Origin of the sequence: Microbacterium sp. E-13, assembly GCF_049912955.1 — a bacterium.
Taxonomy (GTDB): Bacteria; Actinomycetota; Actinomycetes; order Actinomycetales; family Microbacteriaceae; genus Microbacterium.
On the sequence record NZ_CP183973.1, the window covers coordinates 3928296 to 3942564 of the forward strand.

Annotated in this window: 15 protein-coding genes; 8 read left to right on the top strand and 7 right to left on the bottom strand. The window is 71.0% G+C overall.

Annotation, left to right across the window (positions count from 1 at the left end; genetic code table 11):
• Positions 1-21 precede the first annotated feature (21 nt).
• Positions 22-1218 (bottom strand): DNA polymerase IV, encoded by a 1197-nt coding sequence (gene dinB, locus ACN9MP_RS18180; RefSeq protein ID WP_426322529.1) that lies wholly within the window; start codon positions 1216-1218, stop codon positions 22-24.
• Positions 1219-1339: 121 nt separating this feature from the next.
• Between dinB and ACN9MP_RS18185 the strand changes: the two genes are divergently transcribed.
• From ACN9MP_RS18185 to ACN9MP_RS18200, 4 genes are all read left to right on the top strand, one after another.
• Positions 1340-1534, top strand: coding sequence for a hypothetical protein (locus ACN9MP_RS18185; protein WP_426322531.1), 195 nt, complete (start codon positions 1340-1342; stop codon positions 1532-1534).
• A gap of 172 nt (positions 1535-1706) precedes the next feature.
• Positions 1707-1949 carry a hypothetical protein gene (locus tag ACN9MP_RS18190; protein WP_426322532.1) on the top strand — a complete coding sequence of 81 codons (243 nt, stop codon included), beginning with the start codon at positions 1707-1709 and terminating at the stop codon, positions 1947-1949.
• Positions 1950-2004: 55 nt separating this feature from the next.
• Entirely contained in the window at positions 2005-2685 is a 681-nt protein-coding gene (locus ACN9MP_RS18195; RefSeq protein ID WP_426322534.1) for a CPBP family intramembrane glutamic endopeptidase, read from the top strand.
• A 169-nt stretch (positions 2686-2854) separates the two neighbouring features.
• Positions 2855-3394 carry a pyridoxamine 5'-phosphate oxidase family protein gene (locus ACN9MP_RS18200; RefSeq protein ID WP_426322536.1) on the top strand — a complete coding sequence of 180 codons (540 nt, stop codon included), beginning with the start codon at positions 2855-2857 and terminating at the stop codon, positions 3392-3394.
• Between the two features lie 119 nt (positions 3395-3513).
• Here ACN9MP_RS18200 and ACN9MP_RS18205 read toward each other — a convergent pair whose 3' ends face one another.
• On the bottom strand, positions 3514-4599 hold the full coding sequence (locus tag ACN9MP_RS18205) for an aliphatic sulfonate ABC transporter substrate-binding protein (protein WP_426322537.1): 1086 nt from the start codon (positions 4597-4599) through the stop codon (positions 3514-3516).
• A gap of 256 nt (positions 4600-4855) precedes the next feature.
• The gene (locus ACN9MP_RS18210; protein ID WP_426322538.1) at positions 4856-5431 is read right to left on the bottom strand and encodes a dihydrofolate reductase family protein; all 576 of its coding nucleotides are present in this window, start codon (positions 5429-5431) and stop codon (positions 4856-4858) included.
• Positions 5432-5528: 97 nt separating this feature from the next.
• Between ACN9MP_RS18210 and ACN9MP_RS18215 the strand changes: the two genes are divergently transcribed.
• Positions 5529-6896, top strand: coding sequence for a glucose-6-phosphate dehydrogenase (locus ACN9MP_RS18215; RefSeq protein ID WP_426322540.1), 1368 nt, complete (start codon positions 5529-5531; stop codon positions 6894-6896).
• A gap of 194 nt (positions 6897-7090) precedes the next feature.
• Here the strand turns inward: ACN9MP_RS18215 and ACN9MP_RS18220 are convergent, their stop codons facing one another.
• A complete protein-coding gene (locus ACN9MP_RS18220; protein ID WP_426322542.1) occupies positions 7091-7501 on the bottom strand; it encodes a VOC family protein in 411 nt (136 codons plus the stop codon).
• 134 nt (positions 7502-7635) lie between these two features.
• Here ACN9MP_RS18220 and ACN9MP_RS18225 point away from each other — a divergent pair, with 134 nt between their 5' ends.
• Genes ACN9MP_RS18225 through xdhC form a run of 3 tightly spaced genes read left to right on the top strand, consistent with a single transcriptional unit; the run spans position 7636 to position 12427 of the window.
• Positions 7636-9108 carry a xanthine dehydrogenase small subunit gene (locus ACN9MP_RS18225; protein ID WP_426322543.1) on the top strand — a complete coding sequence of 491 codons (1473 nt, stop codon included), beginning with the start codon at positions 7636-7638 and terminating at the stop codon, positions 9106-9108.
• On the top strand, positions 9105-11585 hold the full coding sequence (xdhB, locus tag ACN9MP_RS18230; protein ID WP_426322545.1) for a xanthine dehydrogenase molybdopterin binding subunit: 2481 nt from the start codon (positions 9105-9107) through the stop codon (positions 11583-11585). Before ACN9MP_RS18225 ends, xdhB begins: the two co-directional genes overlap by 4 nt.
• Before the next feature lie 8 nt (positions 11586-11593).
• Complete coding sequence (gene xdhC / locus ACN9MP_RS18235; RefSeq protein WP_426322547.1) at positions 11594-12427, top strand: xanthine dehydrogenase accessory protein XdhC; 834 nt, start codon at positions 11594-11596, stop codon at positions 12425-12427.
• Between the two features lie 153 nt (positions 12428-12580).
• Here the strand turns inward: xdhC and ACN9MP_RS18240 are convergent, their stop codons facing one another.
• From ACN9MP_RS18240 to ACN9MP_RS18250, 3 genes are all read right to left on the bottom strand, one after another.
• The gene (locus ACN9MP_RS18240; RefSeq protein ID WP_426322549.1) at positions 12581-13072 is read right to left on the bottom strand and encodes a nucleoside deaminase; all 492 of its coding nucleotides are present in this window, start codon (positions 13070-13072) and stop codon (positions 12581-12583) included.
• Between the two features lie 57 nt (positions 13073-13129).
• The gene (gene rraA / locus ACN9MP_RS18245; RefSeq protein ID WP_426322550.1) at positions 13130-13597 is read right to left on the bottom strand and encodes a ribonuclease E activity regulator RraA; all 468 of its coding nucleotides are present in this window, start codon (positions 13595-13597) and stop codon (positions 13130-13132) included.
• Between the two features lie 91 nt (positions 13598-13688).
• Positions 13689-14225 (bottom strand): ArsR/SmtB family transcription factor, encoded by a 537-nt coding sequence (locus tag ACN9MP_RS18250; RefSeq protein WP_426322552.1) that lies wholly within the window; start codon positions 14223-14225, stop codon positions 13689-13691.
• Positions 14226-14269 lie beyond the last annotated feature (44 nt).

A 14269-nucleotide genomic window follows, 5' to 3' on the forward strand; every position in this document is an offset into this window, starting at 1 on the left:
GGGCGACTCTCTCGCGGCCCGTCACTCGTGCTCCGGCAGCAGCGGGGTCGACCAGCCGGGGTCGCGCCCCAGTTGCGCGGCGCGGGAGACGGATGCCGCGCCGAAGCGATCACGCACCGCATCGAGCACGGAGTCGAGGCGCACGCCGTCGTCCCAGTCGATCGGCAGCTCCGGCGGCATGCTGTCCGCCCTCGCGAGCTGGGTGAACGAGATGCCGATGAGGGTGATGCCGCGAGCTGCGAGCTCGGGCTGCGCGGCTGCCAGCAGCCCCCGCGCCACCATGAGCAGCACCGCGGTGCGGTCGGTCGCCGCCCGGAGCGTGCGCGACCGGGTGGCCTTCGCGAAATCGCCGTAGCGCAGGCGCAGCACGACCGTGCGGCAGACCCGGTCCTTCTCCCGCAGCCGTCGGGTGAGCCGGTCGACGACCTGGGTCAGGATGAGGTCCAGCTCTTCGGGCGAGCGAGGACGACTGCCGAGGGCGCGTTGCGAGCCGATCGACCCACGGCGCCGTGTCGAGTCGACCGGGCGGGGATCCCGCAGCCGGGCCAGGGCGTGAAGGTGCGCGCCGGCCGCCCTGCCCAGGAGCCGCTCGGCGGTCGCCTCTTCGAGCTCGGCAAGCTCCCCGACGGTGTGGATGCCGAGTCCGTGCAGCTTCTCGGCAGTGACCGCACCGACGCCCCACAGCCGCTCCACGGGAAGCGGGAGGAGGAACTCCTGCTCTCGCTCGGGCTCGACCACCAGCAGGCCGTCGGGCTTGCTGACCGCACTGGCGACCTTGGCGAGGAACTTGGTGCGCGCGATGCCGACCGAGATCGGGAGTCCGACCTCGGCGCGCACCCGCTTGCGCAGGGTCGCCGCGATCTGCTCGGGCGAACCCGCGATGCGCCGCAGTCCCCCGACCTCGAGGAACGCCTCGTCGATCGAGAGGCCCTCGACGAGGGGCGTCGTGTCGCGGAAGATGGCGAACACCGCCTTGCTGGCGGCGGAGTACGCCTCCATGCGGGGCGGGACGACCACCGCATCCGGGCACAGGTCGCGCGCCTGCCGCCCACCCATCGCGGTGCGGACGCCCCGGGCCTTCGCCTCGTAGCTCGCCGCCAGCACGACTCCGCCGCCCACGATCACGGGACGACCGCGCAGCTCGGGAGCGTCACGCTGTTCGACCGACGCATAGAAGGCATCAAGGTCGGCGTGCAGCACGGTCGCCTCGCCCCGCATGCCGCCCCCCTCCGTCGAACCTATGTTCTAAGGATCGTCGCACGGACCGGCGACATGAGAGTTAGGGCCGGGGGAACTTACTCCCGCGGCAGGCCTTCAATCTCGGCCTGCTCTCGCGCAGATGTTCGGCCTCCTCGCTGGTGGCCCAGAGATCGAGCAGCTCATCGCCGTCCTTCGTGAACGCCCCGACACCGGGGATTCCCCAGTTCACGATGAGGTGCTCATGGTGCGTGGCAAGATTCTCTCGATCTCCGGGCACGTCACGAAAGGTGGGGAGACCGTCCTGGTCTACAACATGCAATGTCGAATCATGTGACCCGCGCAGACCGGGCCGCCTCCATCGCTGACGCGTTGCGTCGGGTGCTCGACGACGTCGCCCGGACAGGGTTATCCCCTCACGAGGTCTCTACGACTTGATCACGCAGCGATGGGTCACAGGCACAGGGGGCGCCCCGTCTGGATTCACCGGGACCGGATGGGTCCTGCGAGTGGAGGGCAGCGACCACCTCGTCGACGCGGCCGGCCAGTCGGACCTGATTGATGTGGTCGGCTTCGTGCAGGACTGGGTGACCGATGAGCTCGGCACGGGATGGCCCGAGCTGGTCGACGGGACAGGTGGGTTCACGGCGGTGCTCGCGCCGGCTGTGGTGGACGGTGAGTTGGTCTGGCAGGGAAGGGGCGGCGATGCGATCAGGGTCGGCGACCTCGTCCTCCCGAACGCGGTCTCGTAGCCGCGTCTTCCTCGCTGCGGTTCGGGGGCCAGTTGTCGGGGTCGCGATCGCGGTCATGGTCGTCGACGGTCACCGCGCGTGGCTGGTCGCGCTGGTCGCCACCGCCATCGGCGTCGTCGCGGCACGCGAGACCGTGTCACGGTGGACACTCGCCTTTCTGGGTGTGATCTTGGCGTTGGGGGTGCCGTGGATCCTCGCGCCCGCACTCTCCGGACTGATCTGGTCACTCAGCGCCCCGAAGCGATCACTCGTCCGTTGGCTACCTAGACGGTTGACCACCCGCGCCTTCCTCCTCGTCCTGGCTATCGGGCTGGCGGCAAGCGCCGTGGCGGCGGCCGTGTCGCTTCTCCAGCTGTCGGCAGACCCAATCCAATTCGATCTCGTTGCACCCGCCCCGGTGCTGCTGTGGGTGGCGATCGTTGTTCTGGCCGCAGCGAACGCGTTCGGCGAGGAAGCACTCTGGCGCGGCCTGCTTGTCGACGAGACACGCGGCGGCGCGCCGTTGCTTATCGGGATGGTGCAGTTCGTATCCTTCGGCGCCGCGCACTGGTATGGACTGCCCGCCGGACCCTGGGGAGCCATGCTTGCGGGCGGATTCTCCTGCGTCCTGTACTGGCTGTCCGAGAGGAAGGGAATGCTCGCGTCAACGACCGCGCACATGATCACCGACATCGTCATCTTCGCCGCAATCGCCCCAACGATCCTCTACACAGGCTGGTACAGCGCCCCAAGCTGAAGACTGCCGGTCGAAAGATGGTCAACGCGCCGCAGTGACCTCTGATGCCAGCGCATCCATGCCGAACCCCCGTCACGGTAACGATCTTCACGAGACACGAAACCTCCTCCCGCTCCCGCTCGATCACGCTTCTCGAAGCGCGCCGCACCGACGGCGCTACTGTCGGATCATGGGCACGCTGTTCGATGAGATCGACGCAAAGCTCGCGTCTTGGATCGAGGCGCAACCGTTGTGGTTTGTGGCCACCGCACCCCTCGCCGAGAGCGGACACGTCAACGTCTCCCCGCGGGGCCATGACACGCTGTCCGTGCTAGGGCCTCGCCGCGTCGCCTGGGTCGACTACACAGGGAGTGGTGTCGAGACGATCGCGCACCTTCGCGAGAACGGGCGCGTCTGCCTCATGTTCCTGTCGTTCGACAAGCGCCCTCGGATCGTCCGCCTCCACGGAACGGGCACCGCCCTTCGCCCTGGCGACGCCGGTTTCGCGGAGGTCGTCGATCGACACCCGGACAACCCGAGCACGCGCGCCGTCATCACCGTCGACGTCACCAGGATCAGTGACTCCTGCGGGTGGGGAGTGCCGGTCATGGACGTGCGCGAAGAGCGCGATCTGATCCGGCTGCAGGCGGAGAAGAAGGGGCCGGCGGGGATGGAGGACTACCGCCGCCAGAAGAACTCCTTCAGCATCGACGGCCTGCCCGGCCTCTGACGAACGGCCGCCTCCTGCGGATGCTCCGGCAAGGCCAGCCGCGCCCACGACGCGGAAGAGAGGGACGGCACGGATGCCGCCCCTCTCTGCTACGTGGCGCGTCGGTCGACGCGGTCGTGTCAGTCCTCGCCGAGTCCTGCCGCCGAGACGGGCTTCTCGTCTTCGGCCTTCAGCTGCTCATTGAGCAGGCGCAGGTCGAACAGCCCGTCGATGGAGCCTTCCTTCTGGGTGCCGGCCTGGATGCCGTTCTCGACGAGGGTCTCGAAAGTGTCGGCGTGGGGGTCCACCGAGAACGAGACGTGCTCCAGGGCGCGCTCGATGACGGCGTCGGCCAGAGGCTTGCCGGTCTCCTTCTCGATGGCGCCGTTGATCACGGCGGGCGCTTCCTCAGGGTTGTCGGCGATCCAGGTGACGGCCGCCTCGTGGCCCTTCAGCAGGTCGGCCACTACGTCGGGGTGCTCGTCGAGGAACTCCGCGCGCACCAGCAGCACGGTGGTGGGGAACTCGCCGTCGTCCCAGAGGTCGGCTTCGTCCTGCAGCACGTGCGCGCCGGCGTCGACGATCAGCCGCGACACCCAGGGCTCGGGCAGCCACGCGCCGTCGAGCTGCCCGTCCTGGAACAGCGTCAGCGTCTGCGCGTTCTCGGTCGGGGTGATCTGCACATCACCGCCGCCGGACGTGTCGGTCTTGAAGCCCTGGTCGGCCAGCCACACCCGGGCGGCGACATCCTGGGTGTTGCCCAGCTGCGGCGTCGCGATCGTGGTGCCCTTCAGGTCGGCCGGGTCGTCGATGCCGTCCCGCACCACGAGCGCCGCGCCACCGGTCGCCGCACCGGCGATGATGCGCGCGGACTCGCCGCCGGACTGGATGAACGTGTTGATCGACGGGTTCGGGCCGATGTAGGTGGCGTCGATCGCGCCCGCCGAGAGCGCCTCGATCGCCGCGGGGCCGGCGTTGAACACCTGCGTGGTGATCTTGACGTCGTCGCCCAGCGCGTCGGCGAACAGGCCCTCCTCGAGCCCGACGAGGGCGGGAGCGTGGGTGACGTTGGAGAAGTAGCCCAGCCGCAGTTCGCCCACCGACGGGCCGGCGTCAGCCGCCGCGGTGGTCTCAGCCGGGGCGCCGGCGGCCGTGGCGCAGCCGGCCAGCATGGCCGCTGCGAGTCCCAGGGTGGTCAGTGCTGTCGCGGTGCGGAGTTTGTTCACGGTGTCGCCTTCGGTCGGCATTTCTCGGGTGGACGGACGGGTGCGAGGACGGTCGTCCGCACACGCTCCCGGCAGCGTTCCCGCCACCGGGCGGGGCCCCTGCAGGGGCCCACCGGCGAGAGTAGAAGCGTCGACCGCGGGATGCCTATCCGGCCGTCAAACCGCGAAACCGAGCGTCATCCGGAGTCACGGGAGTTGCGTTCTCGATTGCTGAACCGAGTCCAGGAAGGCCGGCTCCCGCCGGGCGATGCAGCGCCTATCGCGGGGGCGACTCGAGGAGGGTGGGGACGGCCTCGAAAAGCTGCAGCCGCCCGTCGAGCGTGCGCGTCATCGTGGGCTGCAGCATGACGTCGGGCCAGCCGTCGTAGATTCGGTCATCGCCGGTCGCACCGTTGACCACGGGGAAGATCACCACCCGGTAGCGGTCGACGAGGCCAGCGGCCAGCAGCGATCGGCACAGGCTCGGGCTGCCGACGGTTCGCAGGTCGACATCGCCCTCCTTCAGAGATCGCACCCCCTCAACGGCGTCACCCTCGATCAGCGTCGAGTTGGCCCACTCCAGCGGTTCGCGCAGAGTGCGCGAGAAGACGACCTTGGGCCGCGACGTCATCTCGGCCATGTCCTCCGCGCCGGTTTCGGCGAACTCCGCGAACAGCCGGTAGGTGCGGGCGCCCATCAGCACGGTGTACTCGCGCTTCGCGTCCTCGGCCAGGAACTCGAAGTACTCCGGCCCGCCCATGCCCCACAAGCCGGGCCACCCCTCGGCGGACCCGAATCCGTCCAGCGACGTGATGTAGTCGATCATCAGCTCGGCCACGCGCGCATCCCCCATCGTCGGCGGCTTTCCCGGTCATGAGGATGTGAGCACAGGAGGGGCCCCGACCGCCACCCCCTCTCCACGACGGCATCCGCTCACTACCGTGAACGTCATGTCGGCGGACACCACGCTTCTGATCCTGGGCGCCTCGGGCGACCTCACCTCGCGCCTGCTGCTGCCCGCGCTCGGCCAGCTGCTCACCCTCGAGCCGCACCGCCGCGTGCGGCTGCGCGGCGCCGGCAGGGAGGACTGGGATGACGCACGCTGGCGCGAGACGGTGCGCCACGCGTTCGAGTCCGCAGGGTTCGCCGACGCCGTCGACCTGGTCGCCGATACGACCTACGAGCGCGCCGACATCACCGATCCCGGCGACCTGAGTCGCCTGCTCGAGGACCACGACGGCCGACTCGCCCTGTACTTCGCCGTACCGCCCGCGGTCGCGAAGGCCGCGTGCGAGGCGCTCGCCGACGTCGAGATCCCCGACGGCACGGTGCTCGCGCTCGAGAAGCCGTTCGGCGTCGACCAGGCCTCCGCCCGCGAGCTAAACGCCACCCTCGCGCGGCTCGTTCCCGAGTCTCAGGTCTTCCGCATCGACCACTTCCTCGGCCGCTCGACGACGCTGAACCTGCTCGGTGTGCGATTCGCCAACCGCGTGTTCGCGCCGGTGTGGCGCGCGCAGGACATCGAGTCCGTCGTCATCCGCTACGACGAGACCCTCGGCCTCGAAGGCCGCGCCGGCTACTACGATCGCGCCGGGGCCCTGACCGACATGATCCAGAGCCACCTGCTGCAGGTGATGGCGATCCTGGCCATGGAGCCGCCGGCCACGCTGCACGAGCGCGACTTCCGCGACGCCACGTCGGCGGTGCTGCGCGCCACCCACGTCTGGCACGACGATCCCGCGAGGTCATCCCGCCGTGCCCGGTACACGGCCGGGACCATCGGCGACCGACAGCTGCCCGCCTACTCCGAGGAGCCCGGCGTCGACCCCTCGCGCGGGACGGAGACCCTCGCCGAGCTGGTCTGCGAGATCCGCAACGACCGGTGGGCGGGCGTGCCCTTCCGGCTGCGGTCGGGCAAGGCGCTCCCCGAGAAGAAGGGCGAGATCGTCGTGACCTTCCGTCGCGTCAACCACGTGCCCGACGGCCTCACCGGCCCGGCACCCGGATCGGCGCTCCGCTTCTCGCTCGGCCCCGATCACATGGACCTCGAGCTCAACGTCAACGGCGGCGACGACCCGTTCGAGCTCGAGCGCGCCACGATCGGCGCCGACCTCGGCGAGGGCGCGCTCAAGGCCTACGGCGAGGTGCTGTCGGGCATCCTCGACGCCGATGCCACCCTCGCCGTGCGCGGCGACGCGGCCGAGGAGTCCTGGCGCATCGTCGACCCCGTCCTCGCCGCGTGGCGCAATGGCGAGGTCCCGCTCGAGGAATACCCCGCCGGCTCGCTCGGGCCGGAGGGGTGGCCCGCACTCCCCTGAGAGATGACGGATGCCTCGCCCCCCGGCATCCGCCCCCCATCCGTCGCTCCCCGCGGCATCCGTCGCTACATGGCCGCACGGGTTCTCGCCGAGAGCACACGCCACGCGCGCGGACAACGTGTGATCTCGGCGAGAGCACACGATCGCGACACCGCGCGAAATGTCAGCGTCGCGGGACGCCGCGCCCGGACGGATCAGCCGCCCATCATCTCCGGCTCCATGCGGCCGACCGCGATGACGTTGCCGGCGGGGTCCTTGAACCACGCCATGTCGGGACCGCCCTGGAAGCCGCGCGAGATGCCCTTCTCGTCGGTGCCGTAATCGGGGTCGGTGTAGATCTTCGTCACCACGCCCCGGGCGTTGAGGTCGTCGACGGCGGCGTCGACGTCTTCCACGCTGAAGTTGAGGATCGTGAAGACGGCGGGCTGATGGTCCTCCTTCGGATACACGAAGATGTTGCCGCCGCCCGGAAGGGCGATCGTGAAGCCGCCGCCCATCTCCTCGTAGACGGTGACGTCGAGCCCCAGGGTGTCTCGGTAGAAGGCCGCGGCTTCGCCGACATCGGGTACGGCGAAGCTAGAAAACGGCCGGTCGGGTGTGAACATGACAGCCTCCCAGTGTGTGTCCCCACGCACACGATCCTCTTGCCGTGAGGGCGTGTCCAGAGGGGCCGCGGCGTCCTTGCAGTGTCGGGCGCGCGGCGTAGACTCCGGGCATCCACACGAACCGTGACACCGCTGTGACAGTCAACGGGCGGGTCGTACCGCTCGATGGCACGGTCACCCACGCCACGGCGCTGGACTGGCTGCGCGCCCTCGGCCTGACCGGCGCGAAAGAGGGGTGCGCCGAGGGCGAGTGCGGCGCATGCGCGGTACTGCTGGCCACTCCGGGGCCTGACGGTACCACCGCATGGACGCCGGTCAACGCCTGCCTCATCCCGGTGCACGCGCTGGACGGTCAGGAGGTCGTCACCTCCGAGGGCCTCGGATCACCCGACGCACTTCACCCCGTGCAGGAGCAGCTCGCGGCGGCCGGCGGCTCGCAGTGCGGCTACTGCACCCCGGGCTTCGCCTGCGCCATGGCGGGCGAGTTCTACCGGCCCGACCGCGCCCCGCAACACCCCTCGCCCGACCACGGCCCGAACGGGTTCGACCTGCATGCGATCGGCGGCAACCTCTGCCGCTGCACCGGCTACCGGCCCATCCGCGACGCGGCCTTCGGACTCGGGATGCCGCAGCCCGACGATCCGCTCCAGCAGAGGCTGAGCGGGGCTCCGCCGGCGGCGGTGGCGACCGACGCCCGCGACGGCGATTCGAGGTTCGTGCGGCCGGCGAGCCTGCGCGCGGCGCTCGAGCTGCTGCGCGACGAGCCCGAGGCCGTCGTCGTCGCCGGCAGCACCGACTGGGGCGTCGACGTGAATCTGCGCGGCGCACGGGCGCCGCTCGTCGTCGCGATCGACCGGCTGCCCGAGCTGGGAGACATCACGTGGGGCACCGGTGTACTCGAGATCGGGGCCGCGGTGCCGCTGACCGAGATCGAGCGCCGGGTGGGCGACCGCGTGCCGCTGCTCGCGCAGCTGCTGCCGCAGTTCGCCTCGCGGCTGATCCGCAACCGCGCCACCCTCGGCGGCAACCTGGGCACCGCGTCGCCGATCGGCGACGCCGCACCCGCGCTGCTCGCGCTCGGCGCGAGCGTCGTGCTGGCGTCGGCCGGCGGCGGCGAGCAGGAGCCCAGCGGCGAGCACGCGTCTGCCGGCGGCATCCACGAGCGCGAGGTCGACCTCGCCGAGTACTTCACCGGCTACCGCACGGCGGTCCGGCGGCGCGACGAGCTCATCCGAGCGGTGCGCGTGCCGCTGCCGCCGGCTTCGGTGACCGGGTTCCACAAGGTGACCAAGCGGCGGTTCGACGACATCTCGTCGGTCGCGGTCGCGATCGCGGTCGAGCTCGACGACGGGGTGGTCACGGCCGCGCGGATCGGGCTCGGAGGCGTCGCGGCCACACCGCTGCGCGCCTACGCCACCGAGCAGGCGCTCGTCGGACGCCGATGGGACGAAGAGGCGGTGGGGGCGGCATCCGTCGTCCTCGAGGGTGAGGGTACGCCGCTCGACGACCATCGCGCCAGCGCGGGGTATCGGGCACGCATGCTGGGCACGGCGCTGCCGGCGCTGTTCGCCGCGATGGGCGCCGACGACGCGGAGACGACGGCATGAGCTCGCTCGCCGATCGCCCCGAGAACCCCGTCGTGGGCCGCATCGCGGTGCACGAGAGCGCCGCGCTGCACGTGACAGGCGCCGCCGTCTACACCGACGACGTCGCCGCCCGCACCCACGGGGTGCTCGCGGCGTGGCCGGTGCCGTCGACCTCCGCGCACGCACGGGTGACGCTCGACGTGCGCCCGGCGTACGAGGTGCCGGGCGTGGTGCGGGTGCTGACCGCCGACGACGTGCCGGGCCTCAACGACGCCGGGGTGAAGCACGACGAGCCGCTGTTCCCCGCCGAGGCGATGTTCTTCGGCCATGCGCTGGCGTGGGTGCTGGGAGAGACGGCGGATGCTGCGCGCCGAGGCGCCGCCGCCGTCGCGGTGGAGTACGAGCCGCTGCCGTCGCTCATCACGGTGCAGGAGGCGATCGAGGCCGGGTCGTTCCAGGGAGTTCCGCGCACGGTCGCGCGAGGGGATGCGGCGTCGACTCTCGCCTCTTCGGCGTTCGTCTTCGAAGGGGTCAGCGAGGTCGGCGGGCAGGAGCACTTCTCGCTCGAGACGCACGCGGCGTTCGCCGTGCGGGAGCCCGACGGCCGGTACTTCGTGGAGAGCTCGACGCAGCATCCGTCCGAGACGCAGGAGATCGTCGCGCACGTGCTCGGGATCCCGTCGAGCGAGGTCACGGTCGAGTGCCTCCGCATGGGCGGTGCGTTCGGCGGCAAGGAGATGCAGCCGCACGGCTTCGCGGCGATCGCCGCGCTCGGCGCCCGGCTGACCGGAAGGCCCGTCCGACTGCGGCTGAACCGCACGCAGGACATCACGATGACCGGGAAGCGGCATCCGTTCCACATGGCATGGCGAGTGGGCTTCGACGCCGAGGGACGACTGCAGGCGCTCGACGCCACGCTCACCGCCGACGGCGGCTGGAGCCTCGACCTCTCGGAGCCGGTGCTCGGCCGCGCGCTCTGTCACGTCGACAACGCGTACTGGATCCCGCACTTCCGCGCCCACGGACGGGTGGCGAAGACCAACAAGCCGTCGAACACGGCGTTCCGCGGGTTCGGCGGGCCGCAGGGGACGTTCCTCATCGAAGACATCCTGGGCCGGGTCGCACCGTTGCTCGGCATCGATCCGGCCGAGCTGCGGGCGCGCAACTTCTACCGGCCGGGACAGACCACGCCCTACGGGCAGGTGGTGAAGGACGCCGAGCGCCTTCCCGCGATCTGGGGGCGGCTTCGCTCCGAGTCCGGCTTCGACGCACGCCGTCGCGAGGTGGAGCGATTCAACGACGCGCACGCCGACCGCAAGCGCGGACTCGCGATCACGCCGGTGAAGTTCGGCATCTCGTTCACCTTCACCTCGTTCAACCAGGCCGGCGCGCTCGTGCTCGTCTACAAGGACGGCTCGGTGCTCATCAACCACGGCGGCACCGAGATGGGACAGGGCCTTCACACCAAGATGCTGCAGGTGGCCGCCACCGCCCTCGGTGTCGAATACGAGCGCGTGCGAATCGCGCCGACCCGCACCGACAAGGTGCCCAACACGTCGGCGACGGCCGCGTCGTCGAGTTCCGACCTCAACGGCGGCGCGATCAAGCTCGCGTGCGAAGAGATCCGCGGCCGGCTCGCGGCGGTGGCGGGGCGGCTGCTCGGGGTCGACGCGCGCGACGTGCGGTTCTCGGGCGGGCACGTGATGGGGCTGGGCCCGGCGGGTCCGCGGCTGACGTTCGCGGAGGTCGTCGCCGCCGCGTACCTGCAGCGCGTGCAGCTGTTCGCCGCGGGGTACTACCGCACCGAGGGACTGCACTGGGATGCCGACGCCCAGCAGGGCTCCCCGTTCAAGTACTTCGCGTACGGCGCCGCGGCCTGCGAGGTCGAGGTCGACGGCTTCACCGGCGCGTATCGCCTGCGCCGCGTGGACATCGTGCACGACGTCGGCGACTCGCTCTCGCCGCAGCTCGACATCGGCCAGATCGAGGGCGGATTCGTGCAGGGCGTCGGCTGGCTGACGCTCGAGGAGCTGCTGTGGGACACCGGCGACGGCCCGACGCGCGGACGCCTGCGCACCCAGGCGGCGAGCACGTACAAGCTCCCGAGCTTCTCGGAACTGCCGGAGGAGTTCCACGTGCACCTCTTCGAGAACGCCCGCGAGGACGGCGCGGTGTACGGCTCCAAGGCCGTCGGCGAGCCGCCGCTGCTGCTGGGCTTCAGCGCGCGCGAGGCGATACGGCAGGCGGTCGGGGCGTTCGGGCCGGCCGGGCGGAGCGTCGAGCTCGCATCGCCGGCGACGCCCGAGGCGGTGTTCTGGGCGGTGGATGCTGCACGCTCAGCCGCGGCCGCGGGTGCGGGTCCGGCGGGCACGACTGCGGGTGCGGGTGGCGCGAGCGACGGCGGGGCTCCCGGCGACGGCGAGGCGGCGGCATCCGTCCCCCGCGCCGCGGGCGATCCGGGTGCGGCCGAGCCCGGCTTGGCCACGGCGGACCGCTGAGGCCGGCCGTGGACTGGATCGATGCGGTGCGCGCCCTGCGCGACGCCCGCACACCGGCGGTCATCGTGACACTGGCGATGGTGCGGGGTCATGCGCCGCGCAACGGCGGCGCGAAGATGGTGGTGTCGCCCGGCGAGGTGTTCGGCACGATCGGAGGCGGCAACCTCGAGGCGACCGCGATCGCACGGGCGCGGGAGATGCTCGGATCCGGCACCGCCGAGCCCGACCTGCTGACGATCGCGCTCAGCGACAAGGCGAACACCGACTACGGCGTGCAGTGCTGCGGAGGGGAGGTCACGCTCATGCTCGAGCCCGTGCGGGTGGTGCCGTCGATCGCGGTCTTCGGCGTGGGTCACGTGGGCCTCGAGCTGGCGCGCATCCTGGCCCGCCAGCCGGTCGATCTGCACCTCGTGGACTCGCGGGAGTCCGTGCTCGACCCCTCTCGTCTCGGCATCGATGGCTCCACCGGGCCCCTCAGCGACGCGGCCGCGCAGATCGAGGTGCATCACGCGCCCGTCCCGGAGTCGGTGCTGCGCGAGCTGCCGCCCGGCACGCACGTGCTGGTGATGACGCACGACCACGCCGAGGATCTGGCGATCGTCGACCTGGCGCTGCGCACCGAGGGCGTGGCATCCATCGGCCTGATCGGGTCGCGCTCGAAGTGGACCCGGTTCCGCGCGAGGCTGCACGAGGCCGGGCACGACGACGCCGCCCTCGCGCGCGTCACGACGCCGATCGGGCTGCCGGGGGTTGTCGGCAAGCAGCCCGCGACGATCGCGGTGAGCGTGGCCGCGCAGCTGCTGCAGCTCATCGAGCAGGCGGCGCCGGTTCCGCGAGACTGACGCCCCGCTTCTCGCCGGCAGTTTGCTCATGGACTCGCCGATCGCCAGATCAGGAGATCTCGCGGCGACAGGACGTTTCACCGCAGATCATCCTGCCTCCGTCAGATCTCCTGATCTCAGCAGACGCGCGAGGCCAGATGTGCTCGCGGCGCGTCAGTACTCGATGCGCGTGGAGGTGCGCGACCACTCGGCGAACGGCGCCACGCGCGCATCCGCTTCGAGTTCCAGGGCGGCGACCGGCATGATGTCGCGATGCGTCGGGTCGCCGTCGAAGTAGCGGTAGAAACGCGCATCGTCGAACCCCGCCGAGGCGGCGTCCTCGCGGTCGGCGGCGAAGTAGACGCGATCGATGCGCGCCCACAGCGCGGCCCCCAGGCACATGGGGCACGGCTCGCAGCTGGCGTAGAGCGTCGAACCCGAAAGGTCGAAGGTGCCGAGCTCGTGGCACGCGCGACGGATGGCGGTCACCTCGGCGTGCGCCGACGGATCGAGGTCGGCCGTGACGCGGTTCACACCCTCGAACACGCGGCCGTCGGGGGCCACGACGATCGCCCCGAACGGGCCGCCGTCGTTGCGCACGTTCTCGGTCGCGATCTCAAGCGCCCGGGCAAGGTAGCGGGCGGGCGTCCCGTCGGTGGAGGACATCAGGCCTCCACCCTACGAGCGCACCCCTCGCCCGCGCAGCACCACGCGCCGCATCTGTCATCGCTCGACGAGCACCCCGTCGGCGTCCGCCCACACGCGCCGGCCCGGGGTGAAGGTCACGCCGGCGATGGTCACCGGCACATCGACCTCGCCGTGCCCCGTCTTGGCGCTCTTGCGCGGATTCGAGCCGAGCGCCTTCACCCCGAGGTCGAGCCCGCCGATGGCGACACGGTCGCGGACGGCGCCGAAGACGATGAGCCCGGCCCACCCGTTCTCGACGGCCGACGCGGCGATGAGGTCGCCGACGAGCGCCGACTCGAGCGACCCACCGCCGTCGACCACGAGCACCGCGCCCTCGCCCGGCGTCGCCAGCAGCGACTTCACGAGCGCGTTGTCGCGGTGGCACCGAACCGTGCGGATCGGTCCGTCGAACGCCGCCCGCCCGCCGATGTCGTGCAGCTGCAGCGCAAGCGAGTCCAGTTCGTCGCCGCGTTCGTCGTAGAGGTCGGCCGTCGCGATGGTCATGAGCCGAGGCTATGACGGATGCCTCGGCCCGCGGCATCCGTCACTCCGAGAAGTTCGCCCAGCCTTCTGCGCGCCGTAAGAACCGCCGGCGTCAGCGGTCGGCGGATGGATTCTCGTCGGGGTGCAGCGTGCTGAAGAACGAGTACGTGTCGCCGCCCGGGTCGGGGCCGCGCTCCTTGAACTCGTTGACGAGATCGTAGAGGCGCTGCTGGAACTCCTCGCGATGCTCCGGCGTCAGCTTCAGCCCGAGCCACGTGGCGTCGAGGTCGTCGGGGTCGACGCTCTGGATCTGCTGCAGGAACGTCTCGATCAGCACGGCGGACCCGCCGGGCATCGACGTGCGCCACGACAGCCCGGTCGCCCGGTACGGCACCTCGCGCGCGCCCTGGGCACCGGTGCGCTCGGCCTCGGCGGCCAGATAGCCCGTCTGCACCAGCGTGCGCACGTGGTGGAGCATGGTTCCCGGATTGACGTCCAGAAGCTCCGCGAGCTCCTTGTTGGTGCGCGACTCGAACGCGCACAGTCGCAGCACCCGCAGTCGCAGGGGCGAGCTGAGCGCGCGCATCCGCGCCTCCGCCTCCGGATCGCCCCGGTGCAGCTCGATCCGCTCTTCGCCTTCCGCGCCCACGTGCCCACCATAACGGACTGATTGACAACTCTCAATCAGTCCCG

Bases quoted from the DNA above. Each gene is read 5' to 3' on its own strand.
- dinB (WP_426322529.1), bottom strand. From the start codon at position 1,218: ATGCGGGGCGAGGCGACCGTGCTGCACGCCGACCTTGATGCCTTCTAT.
- ACN9MP_RS18185 (WP_426322531.1), top strand. From the start codon at position 1,340: ATGTTCGGCCTCCTCGCTGGTGGCCCAGAGATCGAGCAGCTCATCGCC.
- ACN9MP_RS18195 (WP_426322534.1), top strand. From the start codon at position 2,005: ATGGTCGTCGACGGTCACCGCGCGTGGCTGGTCGCGCTGGTCGCCACC.
- ACN9MP_RS18200 (WP_426322536.1), top strand. From the start codon at position 2,855: ATGGGCACGCTGTTCGATGAGATCGACGCAAAGCTCGCGTCTTGGATC.
- ACN9MP_RS18210 (WP_426322538.1), bottom strand. From the start codon at position 5,431: ATGGGGGATGCGCGCGTGGCCGAGCTGATGATCGACTACATCACGTCG.
- ACN9MP_RS18215 (WP_426322540.1), top strand. From the start codon at position 5,529: ATGTCGGCGGACACCACGCTTCTGATCCTGGGCGCCTCGGGCGACCTC.
- ACN9MP_RS18220 (WP_426322542.1), bottom strand. From the start codon at position 7,501: ATGTTCACACCCGACCGGCCGTTTTCTAGCTTCGCCGTACCCGATGTC.
- xdhB (WP_426322545.1), top strand. From the start codon at position 9,105: ATGAGCTCGCTCGCCGATCGCCCCGAGAACCCCGTCGTGGGCCGCATC.
- ACN9MP_RS18240 (WP_426322549.1), bottom strand. From the start codon at position 13,072: ATGTCCTCCACCGACGGGACGCCCGCCCGCTACCTTGCCCGGGCGCTT.
- rraA (WP_426322550.1), bottom strand. From the start codon at position 13,597: ATGACCATCGCGACGGCCGACCTCTACGACGAACGCGGCGACGAACTG.